Annotated in this window: 22 protein-coding genes; 15 read left to right on the top strand and 7 right to left on the bottom strand. The window is 69.7% G+C overall.

Features of this window, described 5'->3' with window-relative positions:
• Positions 1-13 precede the first annotated feature (13 nt).
• From ASF40_RS18870 to ASF40_RS21375, 4 genes are read left to right on the top strand one after another with little or no spacing between them, the layout of a single operon-like run.
• Positions 14-985 carry a carbohydrate ABC transporter permease gene (locus ASF40_RS18870; protein WP_235560288.1) on the top strand — a complete coding sequence of 324 codons (972 nt, stop codon included), beginning with the start codon at positions 14-16 and terminating at the stop codon, positions 983-985.
• Entirely contained in the window at positions 978-1,787 is an 810-nt protein-coding gene (locus ASF40_RS18865; RefSeq protein WP_235560287.1) for a carbohydrate ABC transporter permease, read from the top strand. Before ASF40_RS18870 ends, ASF40_RS18865 begins: the two co-directional genes overlap by 8 nt.
• Positions 1,784-4,843: a glycoside hydrolase family 2 TIM barrel-domain containing protein gene (locus ASF40_RS21380; RefSeq protein ID WP_082497202.1), complete on the top strand. Its 3,060-nt coding sequence runs from the start codon at positions 1,784-1,786 to the stop codon at positions 4,841-4,843. The genes ASF40_RS18865 and ASF40_RS21380 overlap by 4 nt, the downstream gene beginning before the upstream one ends.
• A 2-nt stretch (positions 4,844-4,845) precedes the next feature.
• Positions 4,846-5,847: a LacI family DNA-binding transcriptional regulator gene (locus ASF40_RS21375; RefSeq protein WP_235560286.1), complete on the top strand. Its 1,002-nt coding sequence runs from the start codon at positions 4,846-4,848 to the stop codon at positions 5,845-5,847.
• 12 nt (positions 5,848-5,859) lie between these two features.
• Here ASF40_RS21375 and ASF40_RS18850 read toward each other — a convergent pair whose 3' ends face one another.
• Positions 5,860-6,735, bottom strand: coding sequence for a Cof-type HAD-IIB family hydrolase (locus tag ASF40_RS18850; protein WP_056371989.1), 876 nt, complete (start codon positions 6,733-6,735; stop codon positions 5,860-5,862).
• A gap of 1 nt (position 6,736) precedes the next feature.
• Positions 6,737-7,375, bottom strand: a complete 639-nt coding sequence (locus ASF40_RS18845; RefSeq protein WP_056371987.1) for a LysE family translocator — start codon at positions 7,373-7,375, stop codon at positions 6,737-6,739.
• A 65-nt stretch (positions 7,376-7,440) separates the two neighbouring features.
• Here ASF40_RS18845 and rlmN point away from each other — a divergent pair, with 65 nt between their 5' ends.
• The 7 genes from rlmN to ASF40_RS18810 all read left to right on the top strand — a co-directional run bounded on the left by rlmN (position 7,441) and on the right by ASF40_RS18810 (position 16,865).
• The gene (gene rlmN / locus ASF40_RS18840; RefSeq protein ID WP_056371985.1) at positions 7,441-8,682 is read left to right on the top strand and encodes a 23S rRNA (adenine(2503)-C(2))-methyltransferase RlmN; all 1,242 of its coding nucleotides are present in this window, start codon (positions 7,441-7,443) and stop codon (positions 8,680-8,682) included.
• A 406-nt stretch (positions 8,683-9,088) separates the two neighbouring features.
• Entirely contained in the window at positions 9,089-10,705 is a 1,617-nt protein-coding gene (locus tag ASF40_RS18835) for a DUF4407 domain-containing protein (protein ID WP_056371983.1), read from the top strand.
• A gap of 243 nt (positions 10,706-10,948) precedes the next feature.
• Positions 10,949-12,682 carry an ABC transporter ATP-binding protein gene (locus ASF40_RS18830; RefSeq protein ID WP_056371981.1) on the top strand — a complete coding sequence of 578 codons (1,734 nt, stop codon included), beginning with the start codon at positions 10,949-10,951 and terminating at the stop codon, positions 12,680-12,682.
• The gene (locus ASF40_RS18825; RefSeq protein WP_056371979.1) at positions 12,679-14,802 is read left to right on the top strand and encodes an ABC transporter ATP-binding protein; all 2,124 of its coding nucleotides are present in this window, start codon (positions 12,679-12,681) and stop codon (positions 14,800-14,802) included. The genes ASF40_RS18830 and ASF40_RS18825 overlap by 4 nt, the downstream gene beginning before the upstream one ends.
• 54 nt (positions 14,803-14,856) lie before the next feature.
• Complete coding sequence (locus tag ASF40_RS18820; RefSeq protein WP_056371977.1) at positions 14,857-15,870, top strand: aldo/keto reductase family protein; 1,014 nt, start codon at positions 14,857-14,859, stop codon at positions 15,868-15,870.
• 3 nt (positions 15,871-15,873) lie between these two features.
• Positions 15,874-16,353, top strand: a complete 480-nt coding sequence (locus ASF40_RS18815; protein ID WP_056371975.1) for an NUDIX domain-containing protein — start codon at positions 15,874-15,876, stop codon at positions 16,351-16,353.
• A gap of 149 nt (positions 16,354-16,502) precedes the next feature.
• A complete protein-coding gene (locus ASF40_RS18810) occupies positions 16,503-16,865 on the top strand; it encodes a VOC family protein (RefSeq protein WP_056371974.1) in 363 nt (120 codons plus the stop codon).
• Between the two features lie 246 nt (positions 16,866-17,111).
• Here the strand turns inward: ASF40_RS18810 and ASF40_RS18805 are convergent, their stop codons facing one another.
• The 5 genes from ASF40_RS18805 to ASF40_RS18785 all read right to left on the bottom strand — a co-directional run bounded on the left by ASF40_RS18805 (position 17,112) and on the right by ASF40_RS18785 (position 21,343).
• Positions 17,112-17,642: a ribonuclease H family protein gene (locus ASF40_RS18805; protein WP_056371972.1), complete on the bottom strand. Its 531-nt coding sequence runs from the start codon at positions 17,640-17,642 to the stop codon at positions 17,112-17,114.
• 10 nt (positions 17,643-17,652) lie between these two features.
• The gene (locus ASF40_RS18800) at positions 17,653-18,138 is read right to left on the bottom strand and encodes a GbsR/MarR family transcriptional regulator (RefSeq protein ID WP_056371969.1); all 486 of its coding nucleotides are present in this window, start codon (positions 18,136-18,138) and stop codon (positions 17,653-17,655) included.
• Between the two features lie 9 nt (positions 18,139-18,147).
• The gene (locus ASF40_RS18795) at positions 18,148-19,767 is read right to left on the bottom strand and encodes an ABC transporter permease (protein WP_056371967.1); all 1,620 of its coding nucleotides are present in this window, start codon (positions 19,765-19,767) and stop codon (positions 18,148-18,150) included.
• Positions 19,764-20,687: an ABC transporter ATP-binding protein gene (locus ASF40_RS18790; RefSeq protein ID WP_056371965.1), complete on the bottom strand. Its 924-nt coding sequence runs from the start codon at positions 20,685-20,687 to the stop codon at positions 19,764-19,766. Before ASF40_RS18790 ends, ASF40_RS18795 begins: the two co-directional genes overlap by 4 nt.
• Before the next feature lie 77 nt (positions 20,688-20,764).
• Complete coding sequence (locus ASF40_RS18785) at positions 20,765-21,343, bottom strand: hypothetical protein (RefSeq protein WP_056371963.1); 579 nt, start codon at positions 21,341-21,343, stop codon at positions 20,765-20,767.
• Positions 21,344-21,526: 183 nt separating this feature from the next.
• Between ASF40_RS18785 and ASF40_RS18780 the strand changes: the two genes are divergently transcribed.
• The 4 genes from ASF40_RS18780 (at position 21,527) to ASF40_RS18765 (ending at position 26,053) form a co-directional block, all read left to right on the top strand.
• Positions 21,527-22,237 carry a GntR family transcriptional regulator gene (locus ASF40_RS18780; protein WP_056372071.1) on the top strand — a complete coding sequence of 237 codons (711 nt, stop codon included), beginning with the start codon at positions 21,527-21,529 and terminating at the stop codon, positions 22,235-22,237.
• Positions 22,238-22,247: 10 nt separating this feature from the next.
• The gene (locus tag ASF40_RS18775) at positions 22,248-23,774 is read left to right on the top strand and encodes an MmgE/PrpD family protein (RefSeq protein WP_056371961.1); all 1,527 of its coding nucleotides are present in this window, start codon (positions 22,248-22,250) and stop codon (positions 23,772-23,774) included.
• 97 nt (positions 23,775-23,871) lie between these two features.
• Positions 23,872-24,780 (top strand): methylisocitrate lyase, encoded by a 909-nt coding sequence (gene prpB / locus ASF40_RS18770; protein WP_056371958.1) that lies wholly within the window; start codon positions 23,872-23,874, stop codon positions 24,778-24,780.
• An 82-nt stretch (positions 24,781-24,862) separates the two neighbouring features.
• On the top strand, positions 24,863-26,053 hold the full coding sequence (locus tag ASF40_RS18765; protein ID WP_056371955.1) for a bifunctional 2-methylcitrate synthase/citrate synthase: 1,191 nt from the start codon (positions 24,863-24,865) through the stop codon (positions 26,051-26,053).

Genomic DNA, 26,053 nt, shown 5'->3' with positions numbered 1-26,053 from the left:
AAGAGACGACGCCGTGGCCTCCGACGTGAAGACGCGCACCAAGACTGCGAGCAGGCGCAATCAGCCGCCGCCGCTGAACAACTACATCGGCGACCGCAAGCCGTGGCTCAGCAACACCCGCCGCCGCAGCCTCACCGGGTGGGGGTTCCTGCTCCCCGCCGCACTGCTCATCCTGTTCATGAGCTTCATCCCGATGGCGCAGGCCTTCGTCCTGTCGCTGCAGACCGGACGCGGCACGCGCCTCGAGTTCGCCGATCCGCTCTGGTACAACTACGAGCGCCTGCTGAACGACGACGTCTTCCGCCTCACGCTGACGAACACGTTCATCTACCTGATCATCCAGGTGCCCATCATGCTGGCGCTGGCACTGGTGCTGGCGAACCTGCTCAACAACCCGAAGCTCCGGTTCAAGGCGGTGTGGCGGACCGCGATCTTCCTGCCCTGCGCCGTGTCGCTGGTGTCGTACTCGCTGGTGTTCCGGACGCTCTTCGCCAATGACGGCTTCGTCAACGACATGCTCATGTCGATCGGTGCCATCGGCGGCCCGATCAACTGGCTCGGCCAGCCCGAGACCGCGCGCTTCGTGATCATCCTGGGCCTGCTCTGGCGCTGGACCGGCTACAACATGGTCTTCTACCTCGCAGCCCTGCAGAACATCGACCAGTCCAGCATCGAGGCGGCCCGCATGGACGGGGCGAATGCCTTCCAGACGTTCTGGTACGTCACCGTGCCGCAGCTGAAGCCCATGATCGTGCTCACCGCGATCCTGTCGATCAACGGCACCCTGCAGATGTTCGACGAGTCGTGGGCGCTGACCCAGGGCGGCCCCGCCCACCAGACCATGTCGATGGCGCACTACCTCTACGAGGTGTCGTTCCAGAAGAACCCCAACTTCGGCTATGCCGCGGCGATCTCGTACGTGATCCTCATGCTCGTCGCCATCCTCTCGTTCATCCAGATGAAGGTCGGTGACAAGCGTGATTAACAAGCTCCGCAGTCTTCCCGGGTACGCCCTGCTGGCGATCTGGGCCCTGTTCTCGGTCTTCCCGCTCTACTTCATGGCCGTCTCGGCCACGAACACCAGCAAGGACGTGCTGTCGTCACGGATGCTGCCGGGCACCGCCCTCTTCGAGAACATCGCGGCCCTCTTCTCGACGCAGGACGTCGTGGGCGCGATGACGAACTCGTTCCTCATCGCGGTGGGCACGACGATCCTCGCGCTGACGGTGTGCTCCATCGCCGGCTATGGCTTCGAGGTCTATCACTCCAAGGGCAAGGACGCCGTCATGGCGATCCTGCTGCTCGCGATGATGATCCCGTTCGCCGCGACGATGATCCCGCTCTTCCAGCTGTTCGCGCGCGTCGGGATGGTGAACTCGCTGTGGGCGGTGGTCATCCCCATGATCTCGACGCCGTTCCTCATCCTGCTGTTCCGGCAGGCGTCCCGGTCGTTCCCGCACGAGATCATCGAGGCGGCTCGCATCGACGGGCTGAGCGAGCTGTCGATCTTCGCGCGGATCTACGTCCCCACGATGAAGTCGACCTTCGCGGCCGCCGCCGTCATCACGTTCATGATGGCGTGGAACAACTTCCTGTGGCCGAAGGTGATCCTCGTCAACAACAGCGTGCTGACGATGCCGATGCTCACCGCGAACATCAGCGCCGGGTACGTCACCGACTACGGCGTGCTGATGCTCGCCGTGCTGCTGTCGTCGCTGCCGACGATGATCGTGTTCCTCCTCCTGCAGCGGCAGTTCGCGCAGGGCATCACGGGGGCGGTCAAGTGACCCTCGACACCATCGACATCGAGACCGAGAGCTTCGGAGAGGAGGGCGTGATGTTCGACGCCACGCGGATCGCGGATCCCCGGTTCGTCCAGGAGAACCGCCGGCCCGCCCACTCGGACCACCGCTGGTTCCGGACGGCGGCCGAGGCGGCGGACGGCGACAGCGGCTACGAGCAGTCGCTCAGCGGCCGCTGGAAGATCCACTACGCGAAGAACCCCGCGGCGGCCCCGGCCGGTTTCTTCCACCCGGAGTACGACTGCGAGAGCTGGGACGACATCCCGGTCCCCGCGCACATCCAGCTGCACGGCTACGACCGCCCGCAGTACGTCAACGTCCAGTACCCCTGGGACGGCGTCGAGCAGATCGACCCGGGCGAGGTGCCCGAGCGCTACAACCCCGTCGCCTCGTACGTGAAGAGCTTCGTCCTCGACCGGCCGGTCGAGGACGGCGAGTCCGTGAGCATCAGCTTCCTGGGCGCCGAGAGCGCGATCGCGGTCTGGCTCAACGGGCGCTACCTCGGGTACGCCACCGACAGCTTCACGCCGTCGGAGTTCGACGTGACCGACGCGCTGGTCGAGGGGGAGAACAAGCTCGCCGCGCAGGTGTTCAAGTTCTCCAGCGGCTCATGGCTCGAGGACCAGGACTTCTTCCGGTTCTCAGGGCTGTTCCGCGACGTCGTCCTGTACCGCCGTCCCCGTGCGCACGTCGAAGACCTCCGGGTCGACGTCGACCTCGCCCACGACGCCGGGTCCGCCGACATCGCCCTGCGCGTCGACCTGCGCGGCGAGGGGAGCGTCGCGGCCCGCCTCGCCGGGGTCGGACCGCTCGAGCCCCACAGCGACGGCGGCTTCGGCATCCGTCTCGAGAACCCGCGGCTGTGGAGCCCCGAGGACCCGTGGCTGTACGAGGTCGAGATCGAGGTGCGAGACGCCGCGGGCGAGGTGACCGAAGTCATCGTGCAGCGCGTCGGTGTGAGGCGCTTCGCGATCGAGGACGGGCTGATGAAGCTCAACGGGCGGCGTGTGGTCTTCTTCGGGGTGAACCGGCACGAGTTCGGTCTCGCCGGGCGCGTGCAGACCGCGGGCGAGATCGAGGCCGACCTCCTCGCCCTGAAGGCCGTCGGCGTGAACGCCGTGCGCACCAGCCACTACCCGAACAGCACGGTGTTCTACGAGCTCACGGACCGGCACGGGCTCATGGTCATCGACGAGATGAACCTCGAGAGCCACGGCGTCTGGGATCGCATCCGCAAGCTCGGCGCGCCCATCGAGGACGCCGTCCCGGGCGATCGCCCCGAGTGGCGGCCGGCGCTGATGGACCGCGCGGCGAGCATGTTCGAGCGCGACAAGAACCACCCGAGCGTCGTGATGTGGTCGTGCGGGAACGAGTCGTTCGGCGGCACCAACCTGCGCGACGTCGCCGCGTGGTTCCGCGAGGTCGACAGCCGCCCGGTGCACTACGAGGGCGTGTTCTGGGACCCGCGCTACGAGGAGACGACCGACGTCGCGAGCCAGATGTACACCCCCGCCGCGGAGGTGGAGGAGTACCTGCGTCACCGCCGCGACAAGCCGTTCATCCTGTGCGAGTACGCCCACGCCATGGGCAACTCGTTCGGTGCCGTCGACGAGTACATCGAGCTGGCCTACCGCGAGCCGCTGTTCCAGGGCGGGTTCATCTGGGACTTCGCCGACCAGGCGATCGCCCTGACCGACCGGTACGGCAAGGAGTACTACGGCTACGGCGGCGACTTCGGCGACTCCCCGAACGATGCCGAGTTCTGCGGCAACGGCATCTTCTTCACCGACCACTCGCCGACGCCGAAGCTCCAGGAGGTCGCGTACCTCTACCAGGGCTTCAAGATCCGCATCGACGACGACGGCTTCACGGTGCACAACCGTCTGCTCTCGACGTCCAGCGCCGCGTACCGCTGCGTCGTCACGCTCTCGCGCGAGGGACGGATGCTGCGCAGCGAAGACGTCGAGACCGACATCGCCGCCGGCGACACCGGTCGCGTCGCCCTCCCCATCGCGGTCCCCGCCGCGCCCGGGGAGTACGCGATCGACGTGTCGTTCCGCCTGCGGGCGGCGACGGCGTGGGCCCCGGAAGGACACGAGGTCGCGTACGAGCAGCGGGTCGTCCAGGTCGGGGCGCCGCCCGCGCGGGTCGCGGCACCGGCGCCCGAGCTCATCCGCGGCGCGCACAACATCGGGGTGCGCGGTGCCGGCTTCAGCACCCTGTTCTCGACGCTGTACGGCGGGCTCACCTCCTATCGGTTCGGCATGACGTCGGACGGCGGGCGGGAGCTGCTCAAGGGGATGCCGCGGCCGCACTTCTGGCACGCGCCGACGTCGAACGAGCGCGGGTGGGAGGCGCCCTTCGAGGATGGCCAGTGGCTGCTCGCCGGCCGCTACGGGCGCGTGCGCGAGCCGCTGACCCGCACGCGGGTCGAACAGGACGCCACCGCGGTGACGGTGACGTACGAGTACGAGCTGCCGACGCGGCCGGCCACGACGTGCGACGTGGCTTACCGCGTCGACGGTTCTGGCCGCGTCGAGGTGACGCAGACGCTGCACCTGGTCGAGGGTCTGCCGAGCCTGCCCGAGTTCGGGATGCTGCTCACCACGCTGCCGGAGTTCCGCCGGCTGCGCTGGTACGGCGACGGACCCGAGGAGTGCTACGTCGACCGCCGCGGCGGGGCACGCCTGGGCGTGTACGATCGCGACGTGACGACGGAGCTCACCCCCTATCTGCGTCCGCAGGAGGCGGGAAGCCGCACCGGGGTGCGGTGGGCCGAGGTCACCGACGACAGGGGAGCGGGTCTGCGCGTCGAGTCCGCCGGGGGCATGGAGTTCTCGGCGCTGCCGTGGACTCCGGACGAAGTGGAGAACGCCCTGCACCAGACCGAGCTGCCGCCGATCCACCGCACCGTGCTGCGGCCGGCGCTCATGCGGCGCGGCGTGGGCGGCGACGACGCGTGGGGTGCGCGCACGCTCGCGCAGTACCACCTGCCGACCAGCGGGGACCTCGTGTTCGACTTCGCCTTCCGAGGGGTCTGAGAGTGCAGGAGCGCCGCACCTCGCTGCGTGACGTGGCGCAGGCCGTCGGCGTATCGGTGCAGACGGTCTCCCGCGTCGCGAACGGCGAGCCGAACGTGGCGCCCGAGAAGCGCGAGCTCGTCCTCGCCAAGATGCGTGAGCTGGGCTACCGCCCCAATGCGGCGGCCCGCGCCATCCGGCGCGGGTCGTTCCGCACGGTCGGTGTCGTGTACCACAGCCTGCATTCCGTGGGCACCCACCGCTCGCTCGAGGAGATCTCCGAGCGGGCCGCCGAGAGCGGCTACGCGACGACGCTCATGCCGTTGGCCGCCTCCTCCGGGCAGGCGGCCAACGGGGCCTTCACGCGACTGGGGGAGATGGCGGTCGACGTGCTGATCGTCATCCTCCCCGCCCCGTTCGGCATCGACGAGGCGCTGCAGCTGCCCGAGGGGGTGCCGGCGGTGATCCTCGGCCCGCCGCTCGTCGACGGCGTCGCCACCGTCGACTTCGATCAGGACGTCGGCGCGCGCCAGGCGGTGGGGTACCTGCTCGACCTCGGCCACCAGACGGTGCACCACATCACCGGACCGCCCGGCTCGTTCTCCGCGGCGTCGCGGCTCGACGCCTGGCGCGCCGTGCTCGCCGAGCGCGGACGTGTGCTTCCGGCGGCTCGACCCGGGGACTGGAGCCCCGGCTCGGGCTACCGCGCGATGCGGCAGCTGCTCGCCGAGGAGCGCCCCACCGCCGTCTTCGCGGCGAACGACCAGATGGCGCTGGGCGCCTACCGTGCGATCATCGAGGCCGGCCTGCGGATTCCGCAGGACGTGTCGGTCCTCGGATTCGACGACATCGACGAGGCCGAGATGTTCGCCCCGCCACTCACGACCGTGCGTCAGGACTGGGGTCTGCTCGGCCGCGAGTCACTGCGCGTCGCGCTCGAGATGGAGCGCGGCGCGCCGCCCGAGCAGGTCCGGCTGGCGACGCAGCTGGTGCTCCGCGCATCGACCGCCGCACCCGCGGGCTGAGGGGTCCGGGGCTCAGATCAGGCCGAGGCGGCGGAACGCGTTCGCGATCCCGTCGTCGAGCACGTCGGTCGTGACGAAGTCGGCGAGCTCCTTGAGCTCGGGCTGGGCGTTGCCCATCGCCACCGAGACGCCGCACACCTGGAACATCTCGATGTCGTTCCAGCTGTCGCCCACCGCGATCGCGTCGGCGGCGTCCATGCCCAGGTGCGCCAGCAGCAGCTCGATCGCCGACCCCTTCGTCGTCTCGCGCTCGCTGATCTCGCCGTTCGAGCCGCCCGGCAGCGGCATGCTCCCCGGCACGATCAGGAACTCGTCGCCGAGGTCTTCCCGCAGCTCGTCGAGGCCTTCGGGGTGGTCGCTGACAAAGACGGCCTTGTCGATGCGGGTGAGGTCCGCTTCCTCGACGCCGGGGAACGTGCGCTGCGCGAGACCGACCAGCGAGTCCTCCGGCCGCACCTGCCGGCCCGCCGCCTCCCGCGCCTCGAGCGCCGCCGCGTAGTCGCGCATCAGCTCGGCCATGTCGTCGCTTGCGTAGACCGCATCGCGGGTCTGCAGGAAGTAGCGGATGCCTCGGCTCCGCAGCGCCGTGAGCATGCGGTCCGTCGCGGCGGGCGACAGCGGGCGGTCGACGACCACTTCTTCGCCCGACACGACCAGCGCGCCCGAGTTGGTGACCGCGCCGTCGAAGCCGATCTCGGCGACGTCCGGATGGATGTCGGAGGCCGACCGGCCGGTGCTCAGGTACACCAGGTGCCCGGCCTCGCGCACCGCGCGGATGGCCGGGCCGGTCGAGGGCGACACGTGCGAGCCGTGCTCGAGGAGTGTTCCGTCGACATCGAGGAAGATGATCCGCCGGCGGTCGGCAGGGGGCGTCGGGGCCGTCGTCATGTCAGTGCTTGTTCCCGGTGAAGAGGAGGATGCCGCCGAGGCCGATCATGAGGCCGCCTCCGGTGGCCGACAGGGTGGAGATGCGCTTCGGTGAGCGCCCGAACCAGTCGCGAGCGCCGGCCGCGATGAGCGCCCAGATGCCGTCGGAGATGAGGGCGATGACGAAGAAGACGAGTCCGAGCTCGATCATCTGCAGCGGGACCATGCCGGCGCTCAGGTCGACGAACTGGGGGAGCACCGCGACGAAGAACGCGATCGTCTTGGGGTTCGTGATGCCGACGACGAACCCTTCGCCGAGCTGGCGCCACGCCGAGCGCGGCGCCACGCCGCCGTTCGCCTCCGCGGCGGCGCGATGACGGTGGCGGATCGCCTGCACGCCGAGGTACATGAGGTACAGCGCGCCGCCGGCCTTGACGATCGTGAAGAGCACGACCGACTGCGCGACGATGCCGCCGACGCCGATCGCGACGAGGCCGATGATCGGCAGCAGGCCGAGTGCGTTGCCGAGCACGCTGAGCAGCCCGCCGATGCGGCCGAGCGCGAGCGCGCGCCCGATCGTGAAGAGCACGCTCGGGCCCGGGATCACGATCAGGACGAGGGCGGCGAGCGTGAAGGCGAGAAGGTTCGGGGCGGGCACCACAGGCCGAGCCTAGTCCGGGCGCGGGGATCGGCCTCCGTCCAGGCGTGTCCGCGTACCCTGGACGCATGACCGATTCCCCTGTGCGCACGACGAAACCGAGGCAGGTGCGTCCGGCGACCGAGGGATGGACGCAGAAGAAGGATGCCGAGGGTCGGCCCCTCCTGCAGTTCGCGAGTCCGAAGCGGGGCAAGCCGCCCGTGCACATGGCGGACTTCACCCCCGAGCAGCGCGTCGAGAAGGTCAAGGAGCTCGGGCTCCCCGGCTTCCGGGCGAAGCAGCTCGAGAAGCACTACTTCCAGCATTGGACCCACAATCCCGCCGACATGACGGACCTCCCCGCCGAGGGCCGCGAGGAGTTCGTGCACGGCATGCTGCCGGCGCTCCTCACCGAGGTGCGCCGCCTGGAGACCGACCGCGGTGACACGATCAAGTTCCTGTGGAAGCTGCACGACGGCGCGCTCGTCGAGTCGGTGCTCATGCGCTACCCCGGCCGCATCACGCTGTGCGTCTCTTCGCAGGCCGGCTGCGGCATGAACTGCCCGTTCTGCGCGACCGGTCAGGCCGGCCTCACGCGCAACATGTCGGCGGCCGAGATCGTCGAGCAGGTCGTGCGCGCCAACCGGCTCATCGCCGACGGGGGCCTCGGCGGAAAGAAGAAGGACGACCACTCCGCCGACCGGGTGTCGAACATCGTCTTCATGGGCATGGGCGAGCCGCTCGCCAACTACGCCCGCGTGATGCAGGCCGTGCGCGTGATGACCGACAAGCAGCACGGCCTCGGCATGAGCGCTCGCGGCATCACCGTCTCGACGGTCGGCCTCGTGCCCGCGATCACGAAGCTCGCCGCCGAGGACATCCCCGTGACGTTCGCCCTCTCACTGCACGCGCCCGACGACAAGCTGCGCGACGAGCTCATCCCGGTGAACTCGCGCTGGAAGGTCGACGAGGCGCTCGACGCCGCGCGCGCCTATTTCGACAAGACGGGCCGCCGCGTCTCGATCGAGTACGCCCTCATCAAGGACATGAACGACCACGGCTGGCGCGCCGACCTGCTGGCGAAGAAGCTCAACGACCGTGGCCGCGGCTGGGTGCACGTGAACCCCATCCCGCTGAACCCGACTCCCGGCTCGATCTGGACCGCGTCCGAGGTCGAGGTGCAGAACGAGTTCGTCCGCCGCCTCAACGACGCCGGCATCCCGACGACCCTCCGCGACACCCGCGGCAAGGAGATCGACGGCGCGTGCGGCCAGCTCGTCGCCACCGAAGAGGACGAGGCGGTCGCCGCGGCGACCCCGCTCGAGGACTGACACGTCCCGAAAACGCACCCGCCCGGCCCTCGGAGCTTGCGAAGTCCGGGCTTCGCGCGTCGGGGCACGGTGCCCATCCGGGGGCGGTCCGGGAAACGCTCCCGCCCGGCCTTCGGAGCTTGCGGAGTCCGGACTTCGCGCGCCGGGGCACGGTGCCAATCCCGGGGGCGGTCCGGGAAACGCACCCGACCGGCCTTCGGAGCTCGCGAAGTCCGGACTTCGCGCGCCGGGGCACGGTGCCCATCCGGGAGGTCCGGGAACGCTGAGTTCCGACCTCCAGATGGTGCGAAGTCCGGACTTCGCACGCGGCGAGGACGGGATGACGGATGCCGCGACCCGGGGGATCCGGGATCTCACGCTTCTCTAATACACCTGCCGCACAGGTTGCCCGCTCTATGGTGTGCGGATGTCTTCTTACTCCGCACACCGGCCGGGCCGGTTCGGCTCCGACGGCCGGATCGAGTTCGAGACGGACGGCGAGCAGACCGAGGATCTGTACCTCGACGACGTGCGCGCCCAGCAGGCGGCCGGTGAGCCCGGGGCCGACCAGCGCCCCGGTGACGACGGCCCCGAAGACCCGTTCCCGGTGACGAAGGACCTCCTCGAGGACGCCCTCGCGATGAACCCGACGCAGCCGATCGCCGTGGCCGAGCCGGTCGTGGCGGAGCAGACGACGACCATCGGCGAGTGGGGCGCCGTCGACGAGCCACGTGAGGATGAGCCCGTCGCCGAGCAAGCCTCGCGCGATGAGGAGCCGGAGGCGGCAGCATCCGTTCCTCCCGTCCGCGCGAAGCGTGCGAAGCGCCCGCGTCGAGAGCGGACGTCGGGCTGGCGCAAACTCGCGATCCTCGGCGGGGCCGACGGATCGGTGCTCGACGAAGTGCCGACCGAGACGCCGCGCTTCGTGCAGATGTTCTTCGTGATCGCGGGCACCGCCCTGATCTCAGCGATCTCGATGTACTTCGCGCTCACCACGGGAGTGCGGATCGTCGCGTGGGGCGCGCTGCCCCTCGCGATCGTGTGGGCGCTCATCATCTTCAACCTCGACCGCTTCCTCACCTCGACGATGCGCTCGTCGCAGAGCATCGGGCGGCTGATCGCGCTCGCGATCCCCCGCGTCATCATGGCCGCCGTCATCGGCATTGTCGTGGCCGAGCCGCTCGTGCTGCAGATCTTCCACAACGACATCGCGCGCGAGGTGAACGCGACGAACATCACCCAGGCGCAGTCGGATCAGGACGCCGTCACCGCCGGGCCCGAGAAGCAGGCGCTGGATGCCGCGAGCGAACGTGTTGCGGCGCTCGAGAGCCAGGCGGCCAGCGGTGTCGTGGCGGGCGCCGACACCACGTCGGCGTCGACGGCGTCGGCGCAGCAGACCGTGGACGACCTCACCGCGAAGCTCGCCGCGCAGCAGCAGGTGATCGACCAGGCGCGCGCGATCTACCAGTGCGAACTGACCGGACAGGGTGCCGGCGAGGTGCAGGGATGCAGCGGCGTCGCCGGCGAAGGCGCGAGCTCGGATGCCGCCGAGGCGCAGCTCGCCGCCGCCCAGGCGGCATACGACGACCTGAACTCTCAGCTGACGGCGGCCCAGGCGGATCTCGCCACCGCGCAGGCCGCGGGCACGGCGGACGCCGGCGCATCGGAGGCGACGAACAAGCAGCAGGCCAAGGACGAGCTGCCCGGCGCGCGCGAGCAGTACCAGGCCGCGCTCGCCGCGTACGACGCCCGTGCCGCCGAGATCGCGAGCGGCAACTCCGGCGCGGTGGGCCTGCTGAGCCAGATCGGCGGGCTGGAGCGACTGTCGGCCCGTGAGCCGATCCTCGCGTGGGCGCACTGGCTCATCGCCGGGCTGTTCTTCATGATCGAGCTGCTCCCGGTGCTCGTGAAGGTGCTCACGAGCTGGGGCGAGCCCTCGCTCTACGAGAAGGCCGACGCGCTGCGCCGCCAGGTGGCACTCGACCGCGTCACGGCGCGCAGCTGGCGCGAGCGCGCAGACATCGCGAAGGGCGCGGAGGCGTAGCCGCAGCATCCACCGTCCCTTCCCGGCACTGCGGGGCCGCGGGATGGGAGCGGTCTCGTGTGTCGCGATATATCGTGTTAGAGTGACCGGCGGGTCGCCGATGGGAGGCGGCCACGCCCCCCGTTCCGCCCTCAGTGAACGGGACTGCCGCGATGTCGGCGGCCCGTGCGAAGGTGGGTCGGCACCCTCAGATCCGCAGAGGCGGAGCCCTGCCATGGCTTCGCCGCGTCCGGGAGAACTCTCGTGCTGGCAAAGCTCCTCGTCCGATATCTCAAACCGTATGGCTGGCTGCTGCTCGGCGTGCTGCTGTTCCAGTCGGCCTCCGCCATCGCCTCGCTGTACCTGCCCAGCCTGAACGCCGACATCATCGACAACGGTGTCTCCAAGGGCGACACCGACTACATCTGGCGCACCGGCATCGTCATGCTGACCGTGTCTCTGGGCCAGATCGTCGCGTCGATCATCGCGACCTACTTCGCGGCGCGCGCCGCGATGAGGCTCGGTCGCGACATCCGCGACGACATCTTCGAGCGCGTCTCGGGCTTCTCCGAGCGCGAGGTCACCGGCTTCGGCGCCGGCTCGCTCATCACCCGCAACACGAACGACGTGCAGCAGGTGCAGATGCTCGCGATGATGGGCGCGACGTTCCTCGTCACGGCGCCGCTGCTCGCGATCGGCGGCATCGTGCTCGCGATCGAGCAGGCCGCCAGCCTCGCATGGATCATCGCGGTCGCCGTGCCGGTGCTCCTCGTCGTCGCGGGCATCGTGATCGCCCGCATGGTGCCGCTGTTCCGCAGCTACCAGGGCAAGCTCGACGGCGTGAACCGCGTGATGCGCGAGCAGCTCACCGGCATCCGCGTCATCCGCGCCTTCGTCCGCGAACCCATCGAAGAGGAGCGCTTCCGCGAGGCCAACACCGACATCATGGTCGTCGGCCGCAAGGTCGGGTCGCTCTTCGTGGTGCTCTTCCCCGCGGTCATGCTGATCCTGAACGTCACCGTCATCGGCGTGATCTGGTTCGGCGGCATGCAGGTCGACAGCGGCGAGATCCAGATCGGCACGCTCTTCGCCTTCATGCAGTACGCCATGATCATCCTCTCCGGCGTCATGATGGCGAGCTTCATGACCCTGATGATCCCGCGCGCCGCGGTGTCGGCCGAGCGCGTCGGCGAGGTGCTCGACACGCACTCGTCGCTCGAGCGCCCGTCCGACGCCGTCGGCCGGTTCCCGGCTCCCGGCACCGTCGAGTTCCGCGACGTCGCCTTCACGTACCCGGGCGCCGAGCACCCGATCCTGTCGGGCATCAGCTTCCGCGCCGACGCGGGCGAGACCGTCGCCATCGTCGGCTCGACGGGCGCAGGCAAGACCACCCTGATCTCGCTCATCCCTCGGCTCTTCGACGCCACCGACGGCGTCGTCGAGGTCGGCGGGGTCGACGTGCGGCGGGCAGACCTCGACGCCCTGTGGAGCACGATCGGACTCGTTCCCCAGCGCCCGTTCCTGTTTTCGGGCACCATCGCGTCGAACCTGCGGTTCGGCCGCGAGGACGCGACCGACGCCGAGCTCTGGCGCGCGCTCGAGATCGCCCAGGCGAGCGATTTCGTGAGCCAGATGGAGGCCGGGCTCGACTCCCCGATCTCGCAGGGCGGCACGAACGTCTCGGGCGGGCAGCGGCAGCGGCTCGCGATCGCGCGGGCGATCGTCCACCAGCCGCGCGTCCTCGTGTTCGACGACTCGTTCTCGGCGCTCGACCTCACCACCGATGCGCGGCTGAGGCAGGCGCTGTGGCGCGAGCTTCCCGATGTCACCAAGATCGTCGTCGCCCAGCGCGTCTCGACGATCACCGACGCCGATCGCATCGTCGTGCTCGACGACGGCGGCATCGTGGGCATCGGCACGCACGAGCAGCTGCTCGAGACCAGTCAGACGTACCGCGAGATCGTGGAATCCCAGCTCGGAGCGGAGGTCGCGCGATGAGCGACGAGAAGAACACCGAGAAGACCCGTCGGCGCGTGCGCCAGGCCGTGGCCGAGCTGAGCGCCGAGGAGAAGGCCGAGATCGAGCTCGGCGAGCAGGCGCGCATCGCGGCAGACGACTGGAGCGGCGCGGTCGCCCCGGGCAAGGCAGCGCACTTCTGGCCCGCCTTCCGCCGGCTGATCGGGCTGCTGCGCCCGAACGCCTGGTCGTTCGTGTTCGTGTCGATCCTCGGCTCGATCGGCGTCGTGCTCGCGGTGCTCTCGCCGAAGGTGCTCGGCGAGGCGACCAACATCCTCTTCGAAGGCGTCGTCTCGTCGATGGCGCCCGCAGGGATGACCAAGGAGCAGGTCGTCGCGGGGCTGGAGGCCTCGGGGCAGCAGGACCTCGCCAACATCGTCTCGGCCATGGAGCACTTCGTGCCCGGCGCCGGCGTCGACTTCATGGCGCTCAGCCGCGTGCTGCTCATCGTGCTGGGGCTGTACTTCGCGTCGTCGCTGCTGATGTGGCTGCAGGGCTACGTCATCAACGTGATCATGGTGCGCGTCATGTGGCGTCTGCGCGAAGAGGTCGAGGCGAAGATCAACCGCCTGCCGCTGCGCTACTTCGACCGCGTCCAGCGCGGCGAGCTGATCTCGCGCGTCACCAACGACATCGACAACATCACGCAGATGATGCAGCAGTCGCTGTCGCAGGCCCTCACGAGCGTGCTGACCGTGATCGGCGTGCTCATCATGATGCTGACGATCTCGTGGCAGCTGACCCTCGTGGTGCTGGTGAGCTTCCCGCTCATGGGCATCCTGTTCGGCGTCATCGGGCCGCGCTCGCAGAAGGCGTTCGGCATCCAGTGGCGCAAGGTCGGCCGACTCAACGCGCGTGTCGAGGAGTCGTTCTCGGGCCACGCCCTGGTCAAGGTGTTCGGCCGCGAGCAGGCGTCGCGCGAGGCGTTCCGCGAGGAGAACGAGGAGCTGTACCAGGCCTCGTTCAAGGCGCAGTTCCTGTCGAACATCATGATGCCGGCCATGATGTTCATCGGGAATCTCACCTACGTGGGCATCGCGGTCTTCGGCGCGCTCATGGTGGCCGGCGGCCAGCTGCGCCTCGGCGACGTGCAGGCGTTCATCCAGTACTCGCAGCAGTTCACGCAGCCGCTGGCGGAGCTCGGCGGCATGGCGGCGGTCGTGCAGTCGGGCACGGCCTCGGCCGAGCGCGTGTTCGAACTGCTCGACGAGCCCGAGCAGGAGCCCGACGCCGAGGACGCCCCGGCGCTCGTCGAGGGCGACGGCACGATCGAGTTCCAGGACGTCGCCTTCTCGTACTCGCCTGACCGGCCGCTCATCCACGACCTGTCGTTCCGGGTGGAGCCGGGCCAGACGGTCGCGATCGTGGGTCCGACCGGCGCAGGCAAGACGACGCTCGTGAACCTGCTGATGCGCTTCTACGAGCTCGACGGCGGTCGCATCCTCCTCAACGGGCAGAACATCGCCGACCTCACGCGCCGCGACATCCGCGCCGAGACCGGCATGGTGCTGCAGGACCCGTGGCTGTTCGCCGGCACGATCCGCGAGAACATCCGCTACGGCCGGGCCGACGCCACCGACGACGAGATCCTCGCCGCTGCGCGGGCGACCTACGTCGACCGGTTCGTGCACTCGCTGCCCGACGGGTACGACACGCTCCTCGACGAGGATGCGTCGAACATCTCGGCGGGCGAGAAGCAGCTCATCACGATCGCGCGAGCGTTCGTGGCGCGGCCCTCGGTGCTCATCCTCGACGAGGCGACGAGCTCCGTCGACACCCGCACCGAGCTGCTGCTGCAGCACGCGATGGCGGCCCTCCGTGAAGGACGCACGTCGTTCGTGATCGCGCACCGCCTGTCGACGATCCGCGACGCCGACCTCATCCTCGTGATGGAGAACGGCGGGATCGTCGAGAAGGGCACGCACGACGAGCTCATCGTGGCGAAGGGTGCGTACTTCCGCCTCTACAACTCGCAGTTCGAGCAGGCCGCGGCCGATCTCGACGAGGAGGCCCGCGCCCTGTCCATCGACGCGGAGTCCGGCGAGCGCACCGCGCCCGCTGAGGACGACGCTACCGAGGACGAGACCGCACCGGTCGTCTGATCCAAGCGACGCTGCCCGTCCCGATGCACCCATCGGGGCGGGTAGCGTTTTCTCATGGTCAATTACCGGTACCTCGGAAACAGCGGTCTCAAGGTCAGCGAGATCACCTACGGCAACTGGGTCACCCACGGCTCGCAGGTCGACGACTCTGCCGCCATCGCGACGGTCCACGCGGCGCTCGACGCCGGCATCACCACCTTCGACACGGCAGACGTCTACGCCAACACGGCCGCCGAGGAGGTCCTCGGCAAGGCGCTCTCGGGGCAGCGCCGCGAATCCCTCGAGATCTTCACGAAGGTCTATTTCCCTACCGGCCCGCAGGGCCCGAACGACACCGGCCTCAGCCGCAAGCACATCTTCGAGTCCATCAACGGGTCGCTGAAGCGCCTCGGCACCGACTACGTCGACCTCTACCAGGCGCACCGCTTCGACTACGAGACGCCGCTCGAAGAGACCTTCCAGGCCTTCGCCGACGTCGTCCGTCAGGGCAAGGCGCTCTACATCGGCGTCTCGGAGTGGACGGCCGAGCAGCTGCGTGAGGGCCATGCCCTCGCCAAGAGCTACGGCGTGCAGCTCATCTCGAACCAGCCGCAGTACTCGGCGCTGTGGCGCGTCATCGAGGGCAAGGTCGTGCCCGCCTCGGAGGAGCTCGGCATCTCGCAGATCGTGTGGTCGCCGATGGCCCAGGGTGTGCTCTCGGGCAAGTACTTGCCAGGTCAGCCGGTGCCCGAGGGCTCGCGCGCGACCGACGACAAGAGCGGCGCCCGCTTCATCCAGGGCTTCCTCCGCGACGAGGTGCTCGAAGCGGTCCAGCGCCTCAAGCCCGTCGCGGAGCAGGCGGGCCTGTCGATGCCGCAGCTCGCGATCGCGTGGGTGCTGCAGAACAAGAACGTCGCGTCCGCGCTGGTAGGGGCATCCCGTCCCGAGCAGCTCGCCGAGACCGTCAAGGCTTCGGGCGTCGTGCTCGACGCCGACACGCTCGCGGCGATCGACACCGCCCTCGGCGACGTCGTGTTCAGCGACCCCGAAGACACCTACACGGTCTCGCCCAAGACCCGTATCGTCTGAGCCGTGATCACCAGCGCCGGCATCCTGCTCTACCGGATCGCGCCCGAACCCGAGGTGCTCATCGCGCACATGGGCGGGCCCTTCTGGGCCAGCAAGGATGCCGGGGCCTGGTCCGTCCCCAAAGGCGAGTTCGCCGAGGGGGAGGAGAGCGCGCTGGATGCTGCGCGCCGTGAGTTCCGCGAAGAGCTCGGCATCGACCCGCCTGAGCCGCCCTACGCCGAGCTCGGAACGTTCGCGTACTCGTCGGGCAAGCGCGTGACGGTGTTCGTCGCCGACGGCACCGGGTTCTCGCTCGACAGCCTCGAGTTCGGCGAGTTCGAGCTGGAGTGGCCGCCGCGCTCCGGCAAGAAGGCACGGTTCCCCGAGGTCGACCGCGTGGAGTGGACGCATCTGCCTGCCGCCCGCGACCGCCTGGTGAAGGGCCAGCGTCCGGCGATCGACGCGCTCGAGCGCCATCTCGCCGACGCCGCGTCCGCCGGTTGACCCGCCTTTCCCGCGAGAGTACAGCTGGTCGCCGAGAGGGTGGGTGGTTCCCCACCTCTCGTCCACCAGCTGTCCTCTCGCGGTCTCTTGCGGGCCGGGGGAGCGCGGCGGAGACTGGCCGGGTTCGACCCGAACGAGAGAGGAACCCCATGGCTCACGGCGACATCACGCACATCGACATCCCGGTCAGCGACTTCGGCAAGGCGACCGCGTTCTACTCCGACCTCTTCGGATGGCAGATCGCCGAGGTCCCCGGGTTCGAGGGATACCCGATGTGGCAGGCGCCCAACAAGATCTCGGGCGGCGGCCTCGCCCCGCGCGAGGACGGCTTCACCCAGCCCCGCTCCTACGTCGAGGTGGACTCGATCGACGATGCCATCGTGAAGGCGAAGGCCGCCGGTGGCGAACTGCTGCGCGAGAAGAGCCAGATCACGCCGACCAGCTGGTGGGCCGTGATCAGCGACCCTGACGGCAATGTGGTCGGCCTGTTCGAAGGCTCGACGGAGGGCTGAGCCCGCCCCGATCGAGATCCTCATTCGAGGACGAGAGCCCGGATGAGGGGCCGCGAGCCGCATCGACTCCGCATCCCGGCCCGCGTCCTCAGTTGAGGACCGCGGCTGCGGGCGGCGACGGTCCCGGACTGCCGCCCCGCCCGCGTCCTCAGTTGAGGACCGCGGCTGCAGGCAGCGACCGTCCCGGACTGCCGCCCCGCCCGCGTCCTCAGTTGAGGACCGCGGCTGCAGGCAGCGACCGCCCGGTCAGCGCCCGTTCTTCGGGCGGGACGAGACGTCGATGCGGTCCTGTGCGCCGAGCGACGACCACGCGCTCGCCGTGCCCTTCGCCGCGTGCTCGGAGGCGCGCACCGCGCGCTCGTCGGCCCAGGCGTTGAGCACGTGACCGGAGTGGCCGCGCACGTGCTCGAGCTCGACATCGGGGAGGCCGGCCGCCCGGCGGGCGTCGCGCGCGGCGATCAGCTGCTCGAGGATGTCGACGTTCTTCGTGGGCGCCCCCGTCGAGGTCTTCCAGCCGCGGCGGCGGTGGCCGTCCATCCACTTCGTGTACGTGTCGATCGCGTATTTGGAGTCGGCCTGGATCACGAGGTTCGCGACGTCGCCGTGGTCCTCGATGGCCTTCAGCAGGCCCATCAGCTCGCCGACGTTGTTGGTGCCCGAGGGGATCGCGCCGGCTGCCCAGTGCCCGTCCTCGCCGACCCATGCCCACCCCGTCGGTCCGGGGTTGCCCTTGCAGGCTCCGTCGGTGGCAACGATGTAGCGGGTCGCGTCGGTCACTCGGGCAAGGCTACCCGGCCGCGGTCGCTTCCCCGGCCGCGTCGCGGCCTGCACGCCACTCGGCCGAGAGCTGCGGCATCCGTTCCGCGAGATACCGGAGGAAGTCCGCGATCTCGTGCGCCCGTGCGGCCGACGCGGGAGCCCCGGGGTTCTCGTCGGCGATGCGGTCGAGCGACGCCGCCAAGGTGCCGTACAGCGGTGCGTTCGCCGTGATCATGCCCGACCAGGAGTCCTCGGCGAGGTCGTACCGATCGCGGCGGTCGCCGGGGCGCGAGAGCCGGTGGATGAGCCGCATCGAGATGAGGTAGCGCACTGCGCCCGACACGGCCGCCGCCGACACGCCGAGGCGGTCGGCGAGGTCGGCGGCGGTGTACCCCTCGTCGGGCGAGCCGGCGAGGGCCATCATGACCCGCGCCGGCATGCGCGGCATGCCCACCGCGGTGAGCATCGCCGCGGCCTGCTCCGCCGCCTCGGCGCCGGGGTGCTCGTTCGTCATCGCGCTCGCCTACCCGGCCGAGGCCAGCTCGCGCCGCCGCATGAGGGTGAGGGATGCTGCCGCCCCGACTCCGACGGCGAGCACGAGCCACCACATCCCACGCAGATCCACCTCGCTGCCGCTCGGCACCGGGGCGACCGAGAACGGCGACAGGTTCGTCACCCACTCCGGAAGGCCGAGGAGGGGGCCGAAGAGGCCGAACACGATCGCGGCGGTGACAAGGGTCCAGCCGAGCGGGATCGTCCAGCGCGGGGCGATCGTGAAGACGAGAGCGGTGAGGACGAGGAACACGGATGCGGCGATGACCTGCCCCCATGCGGCGACGAACGCGTCACCGGTCAGAGCGGCGCCGTTGTCGAGGCTCGCGGCGCCGGCCCACGCCCCGACGAACGCCGCCGCGCAGGTCAGCACGATGGCGATGAACCCCACGATGACGTAGTCGGCGAGCCACCGCACGCGCTGCACCGGGGTGGCGAGGACCGGCTCGGCGGTGCCGTGCGCCTCTTCCTGCCTGGCGCGAGCGACGGTCTGCACGCCCGCGCACGCGGCGAGCAGTCCCACCATGGTGAAGAACACGACGATGACCGCCTGCTCGAGGTCGGCCTCGGCCGAAAGCGCCTTGAGCATGTCGGCGACGGCAGGGTTGTCCGACCCCATCTCGTTCACGACCGCCCCGAGCGAGGTCGAGAGCGCCCCGGCGAAGAAGGCGCCCGCCATCCAGCCGATCGTCGATCCGGTGGCGAGGCGCGTGACCAGCGCTGTCGGCGTCGACAGGGTCGCGCTCGCGGCGGCGCGCCCCCGGCGTTCGGGCACGATGCTCGCGCCGAGGTCGCGCACGGCCTGGAGCGCCAGAGCCACCGCCGCCAGCACGACGAACGCGGCGAGGCAGAGGAATGCGGGCCACCACAGGTTCTCGTCGAACGCGCGGGTGTTCTCGGCCCATCCGAAGGGCGAGAGCCACGTCAGCCACGAGCTCCGCATGTGGGTCAGGTCGTCGCTCGGCGTGCCGAGGGCGTTCCCGATCCCGGCGATGAAGTAGGTCACGACGAGCACCCACACCGCGAGGGAGTTCGCTCCCCGCGAGGTCCGCATGAGCTGTGCCGCCAGGAGCGCGACGCCGAGATACGTCAGCCCGCCGCACGCCGCGGTGAACCCGGCGAGCCAGGACCCCTCGGCGGGCGAGCCGGCGGCGAGGAAGGCGGCGGCTACGAGGACGCCCAGAATGACGTTGGCGAGCACGCCGTGGACGATCGTCGCGACCGTCGGCACGGTCCTGCCCGCCGTCGTCGCCGCGACGGGTTCGAGACGCCCCGCCTCCTCGTCGCCGCGCGTGTGGCGCACCGCGAGGAAGGTGCTCATGAACGCGGGCATCATCACGAGGAAGGGCATCAGCAGGAAGACGATGAACGCCTGCTCGCCCGGTCCCGACGGCAGCCCGCGGAACAACAGGATCACCGGGTTGGCCATGACGGTGGCGAGCAGCGCCGTGCGCTCCTGCTCTGTGCCGTAGGTCTGAGCGGCGCCGGAGAGGCCGGCCAGCGCGAGCGCCACGGTGCCGGCGATCCACAGCGTCAGCTGCAGCCAGTCCCGCCGCAGCCGCTGCCCGAGCAGCGTCGACAGTCGGCTCATCGTCCGTTCCTCTCCAGCACGGCGAGGTCGTCGCCGTAGTGGCGCAGGAACAGCTCCTCGAGCGACGGCGGCGCCACGCGCAGTCCCGCCACCCCGAGGCGCGAGAGCTCGGGCAGCACGCCCGAGACCTGATCGCTGTCGACGGTGAAGCGCACGCGGCCGTCTTCGACCAGCGTGTCATGGGCCGCCGCGAGCGCGGCTACGGGCGCAGCATCCGTCCCCTCGAACGAGACCTCCGTGCGCGTGAGGTGACGCATGTCGGCGAGGGTGCCCGATTCGACCACGCGCCCGGCGCGGATGATCGAGACGCGATCGCACAGCTGCTCGACCTCGGAGAGGATGTGGCTCGACAGCAGCACGGTCGCCCCCGCGGCGTGCATGCGCGAGACCTCGCGACGGAACATCACGTCCATGAGCGGGTCCAGGCCGCTGGTCGGCTCGTCGAGGATGTACAGGTCGGCGGGCACGGCGAAGGCGGCGATGAGCGCCACCTTCTGCCGGTTGCCCTTCGAATAGGCGCGCCCTTTCTTTCGCGGGTCGAAATCGAAGGCGTCCATCAGCCGCGCCTTCTCGTCGGCGTACGCCTTGTCGTGGCGCGCGGCGCCGCGCAGGCGCGCGAGGAGGTCGATGGCCTCGCCGCCCGACAGGTTCGGCCACACGCTCACGTCGCCGGGGATGTAGGCGACCCGCCGGTGGATCTTGACGGCGTCGCGCCACGGCTGGAGACCGAAGACGGATGCCTCGCCGCCGGTCTTGCGCGCGAGTCCCAGCAGGATCCGGATCGTGGTGGACTTGCCCGCCCCGTTGGGTCCGAGGAACCCGTGCACCTGTCCCTCGTCGACCGCGAGGTCGAGTCCGTCGAGGGCGTGGACGCGGCCGTAGTGCTTGGTGAGGCCGCTCGTGCGGATGACTGTGGTCATGGCGCTGACGGTACGCCGGATTCACAAATTCCTGAATATTCCTCACGCTTTCCTCACGGCGCCTGTGGGAGGAGGGTTCAGGGCGCCGGCGGCGTCGTGAACTCGATGAGGTCGTCGCAGAAGTCGCGGCCCTCGGTGTCGCTGCGTCCGCGGATGTGGTCATCGATGAACTCGACGAAGTCGCCGTTCTCGTCCAACTCCACGGTGGCGGTGTTCGCGCCCGCATCGTGGAAGGCGACCCGACCCAGGTCGTCCGTCCAGAAGACGTTGAAACGGTCGATGAAGGTGACGGTCAGTCCGCCGATGTCGTTCGGCACGAGCCTCTGGTCCTTGCTGTTGACGCGCTGGTCGTAGTGGTACGCGAGGCCGGTATCGACGTTCGTGTAGGAGCCGACGAGCGTCGCGTTGTATCCGCCGTACCCCTGTCCTTGACGCTCGGTGATCCGGAACGACCCGACCTCGTGCTCCTCCCACTCGACCGGGAAGTCGAGCAGGCCGTCGCAGAGGTCGGGATCGTGTGCGGTGAAGCTCTCGTGATGGAGCTCATCGAAATGGTCGACGTGACCGGGTGCCGCCGAGGCGGCGGCGGTCGCTCCGATGCCGAGAACGACTCCCGATACGGCGGCGAGGGTGGCGGCCGCCCGCATGTGCTTCATGGCAACTCCTTCGTTCAGCGCCCCGGTGATGCGGACGGTATACCCACGGCACGCGCACCGACATCGGGTGAAGTACCTACGGAGCGATTTTGTATACGCATGCTGCGCAATATCGTCCTGCAGTGCGCGATTGGGACGTTTTTGTATACACTGGCCGAGGTGTCGAACGAGGAGGTGATGCGGATGCGGGCCAGTGACCGCGCATACGCGACCCTCCTCGACGAGATCCAGTCCGGCATCCTGCGGCCCGGGGCCGTGCTCGGCGAGGTCGAGCAGGCCGCTCGTCTCGGCGTCAGCCGCACGCCGCTGCGCGAAGCGCTGGGCCGGCTCGCGGCCGACGGGCTCGTCGCGCAGCAGTCGCCGCGCGTCACCGTGGTCACCGCGATCGACGCCGACGACATCCGCGAGATCTTCGAGGTGCGCCGCGCCCTCGAGGAGTCCGCCGCACGGCTCGCCGCAGAGCGCGGGGATGCCGCGGCCTTCGCGGAGCTCGCCCACGAGTTCGCCCGGGTCGATCTCGACGGCCACGACGCGGGCGCGGACGGACGCGACGCCTACTACTCCCTCATCGCAGACTTCGACCTGGCCCTCGACGCCGCCGTCGCGAACGATTACCTCACCGCTGCCCTGCGCACGGTGCGCACGCATCTCGTCCGGGTGCGACGGCTCGCACGCGACAATCCCGCCCGGCTCGCAGCATCCGTCGCCGAGCACCGGCTGATCGCCGCCGCGATCTCCGCGCGGGACGCGGATCTCGCCGCCCACGCGACGCACGTGCACCTGCACAACGCGCTGCACAGCATCCTCGAATCCCTCATCGCTTCGACAGGGTCAGCGACCGGAGCAGCAGCTGCTGCTCCCGCTGAGCCTGTCGAAGCGCGCCCCCGACTCTGAAAGGCCGGTCATGACCGTCATCCACCACCTCCGCGTCCACCGCAGCGATGAGCACCTCGCGCGCGAGGGGCAGCTCGCGTGGCACATCGCCGAAGTCGCCGCCGATCCCGTCGAGGTCGACCAGGACGTCGTCGACATGATCATCAACCGCGTCATCGACAACGCGGCGGTGGCCGCAGCATCCCTCACCCGTGCTCCTGTGAGCGCCGCCCGCCAGCAGGCTCTCGACCACGCGGTGTCGGTCGGCGGCTCGGGAGCCACGGTGTTCGGCTGCGCGCTCGACCGCAAGACGAGCCCGGAGTGGGCGGCGTGGGCGAACGGCGTCGCCGTGCGTGAGCTCGACTACCACGACACGTTCCTCGCGGCCGACTATTCGCACCCGGGCGACAACATCCCGCCGATCGTCGCGGTCGCGCAGCACGTCGGCGCCGACGGGGCGGCGCTGGTGCGCGGCCTCGCGACCGGATACGAGATCCAGATCGACCTCGTGCGCGCCATCAGCCTGCACAAGCACAAGATCGACCATGTCGCGCACCTCGGCCCGTCGGCCGCGGCCGGCATCGGCACGCTGCTCGGCCTCGATGTCGAGACGATCTACCAGGCCGTCGGCCAGGCGCTGCACACCACGACCGCCACGCGCCAGTCCCGCAAGGGCGAGATCTCGACGTGGAAGGCGCACGCCCCCGCGTTCGCGGGCAAGATGGCGGTCGAGGCCGTCGATCGTGCGATGCGCGGCGAGACCTCGCCGAGCCCGATCTACGAGGGCGAGGATGGCGTCATCGCGTGGCTGCTGGACGGACCGGATGCCTCGTACGAGGTGCCGCTGCCGGGTCAGGGGGAGCCGAAGCGCGCCATCCTCGACTCGTACACGAAGGAGCACTCGGCCGAGTACCAGGCGCAGGCGTGGATCGACCTGGCGCGCAAGCTCCACGGCGAGCACCCCGAGCTCCTGGACCCCGCGAACGTCGAGGCGATCGTGCTGCACACGTCGCACCACACGCACTACGTGATCGGCTCGGGCGCGAACGACCCGCAGAAGTACGACCCCACGGCATCCCGCGAGACGCTCGATCACTCGATCCCGTACATCTTCGCGGTCGCGCTGCAGGACGGCGGCTGGCACCACGTCGACTCGTACCTGCCGGCGCGGGCGGGCCGGGAGGACACGGTCGCGCTGTGGCACAAGATCACGACGGCGGAGGATGAGGAGTGGACCCGCCGGTACCACTCGGAGGACCCGGACGAGAAGGCGTTCGGCGGCCGCGTCGAGATCCGCCTGACGGGCGGCGAGACCATCGAGGACGAGATCGCCGTCGCCGACGCGCACCCGCTCGGCGCCCGGCCGTTCGTGCGCGAGGACTACGTGCGCAAGTTCCGGCTGCTCGCCGAGCCCGTGCTCTCGGCCGGCGAGATCGAGCGCTTCCTCGACCTCGCCCAGCGCCTGCCCGAGCTCACCGCCGAAGAGGTGCAGCAGCTCACGATCGTCGCCGAGTTCGGCGTGCTCGCGGCGGCCCCGGCCCCGAAGGGCCTCTTCTGATGCTGCGGCTCGTCACGCTCAGCGACCGGTCCCCCCGGTCGTTGAGCGAGCGAGGAACGAGCGAGACGAAACGCCCCGAGCCGACGAGGAGCCGCTGATGCTGTACTCCACCGTCCCCGCGCACGAGAAGCGGCGGCTGTTCCGCGAGCGGCTCGCATCGGGCGAGCTGCTGCGGTTCCCCGGGGCGTTCAATCCGCTGAGCGCTCGGCTCATCGAGCGCAAGGGGTTCGAGGGCGTCTACATCTCGGGCGCCGTGCTGAGCGCCGACCTGGGTCTTCCCGACATCGGCCTGACGACGCTCACCGAGGTGGCGGCACGCGGCCAGCAGATCGCGCGGATGACCGACCTGCCGGCGATCATCGACGCCGACACCGGCTTCGGCGAGCCGATGAACGTGGCCCGCACGATCCAGACCCTCGAGGACGCCGGCCTTGCCGGCACGCACATCGAGGACCAGATCAACCCGAAGCGGTGCGGTCACCTCGACGGCAAGGCTGTGGTCGACGAGGACACCGCGATCAAGCGCATCCGGGCGGCGGCCGATGCGCGCCGCGACCCGAACTTCCTGATCATGGCGCGCACCGACATCCGCGCCGTGGAGGGGATGGATGCTGCGACCCGCCGCGCGAAGGCGCTCGTGGACGCGGGGGCGGATGCGATCTTCCCCGAGGCGATGCGCACGCTCGACGAGTTCGCCGCGATCCGCGCCGCCGTGGACGTGCCGATCCTCGCCAACATGACCGAGTTCGGGAAGTCGGAGCTCTTCTCGGTCCACCAGCTGCAGAGCGTCGGCGTCAACATCGTGATCTGGCCGGTCTCACTTCTGCGGATCGCGATGGGCGCGGCATCCCGCGCTCTCGATACGCTCATCGACGACGGACACCTGACCTCCAAGCTCGGCGAGATGCAGCACCGTGCCGATCTCTACGACCTCATCGATTACGAGCACTACAACCACTTCGACCAGGACGTCTTCAACTTCCAGATCGACGCTCCCGGTCGTTGAGCGAGGAGCGCAGCGACGAGACGTAACGCGTTTCGACTCGCTACGCTCACTCAACGACCGGGCCAAGCAAAGGAGCAAGGCTATGACCGACCCCGACATCAAGAAGGGCCTCGCGGGCGTCGTCGTGGACTACACGGCGGTCTCGAAGGTCAACCCCGAGACGAACTCCCTGCTGTACCGGGGCTACCCGGTGCAGGAGCTCGCCGCGACGCAGCCGTTCGAGGCGGTCGCCTACCTGCTGTGGCACGGCGACCTTCCGACCGATGTGCAGCTCGCGCAGCTGCGCGCGACCGAGCGGGCGTACCGGCACCTGCCCGCCGACGTGCGCGCGGCGATCGACCTCGTGCCGATCGACGCGCACCCCATGGATGAGGTGCGCACGGCCGTGAGCCTCATCGGTGCGAAGGATCTCGCCGGCACCGGATCGGTGCTCGACGCGAGCGGGAGCGTCGAGGAGAACCTGGCGCGCAGCGTGCGTCTGTTCGCCGTGCTCCCCGCCATCGTCGCCTACGGTCAGCGCCGCCGCCGCGGCCTGCAGCCCGTCGCGCCGCGCGACGACCTCGACTACGCCGCCAACTTCCTCTGGATGACGTTCGACGAGACCGCCGATGACGTCGTGGTCGACGCGTTCAACCGGTCGATGATCCTGTACGCCGAGCACTCGTTCAACGCCTCGACGTTCACCGCTCGCGTCGTGACGTCGACGCTCAGCGACCTCTACTCGGCCGTCGTCGCGGCCATCGGGGCGTTGAAGGGCCCGCTGCACGGCGGCGCGAACGAGGCCGTGCTCCACATCTTCGACGAGATCGGTACCGCTGAGAACGTCGGCCCGTGGCTCGACCAGGCTCTCGCCTCCAAGCGCAAGATCATGGGCTTCGGCCACCGCGTGTACAAGAAGGGCGACTCGCGCGTGCCCACCATGAAGGCGGCGCTCGACACCCTCGTCGAGCACTACGACCGGCCCGACCTGGCCGCGCTCTACGACACCCTCGAGAGCGAGTTCGTGAGCCGCAAGGGGATCTACCCGAACCTCGACTACCCGTCGGGTCCGGCGTACAACCTGATGGGTTTCGACACCGAGACGTTCACGCCGCTGTTCGTGGCGGCCCGCGTCACCGGCTGGACCGCCCACATCATGGAGCAGCTGGCCTCGAACGCGCTCATCCGCCCGCTGTCGGAGTACAACGGCCCGGACGAGCGCCACATCGAGGGCTATGTCGCGGATGCTGCGCACCTGGCCGCCGCCGACCGTGAAGAGGAAGCCGCGGGGTGA

It is taken from the genome of Microbacterium sp. Leaf288 (genome assembly GCF_001422925.1).
Taxonomy (GTDB): Bacteria; Actinomycetota; Actinomycetes; order Actinomycetales; family Microbacteriaceae; genus Microbacterium.
Note: the sequence above shows the minus strand (reverse complement) of the source record. Positions and strands in the feature narration are given on the sequence as shown.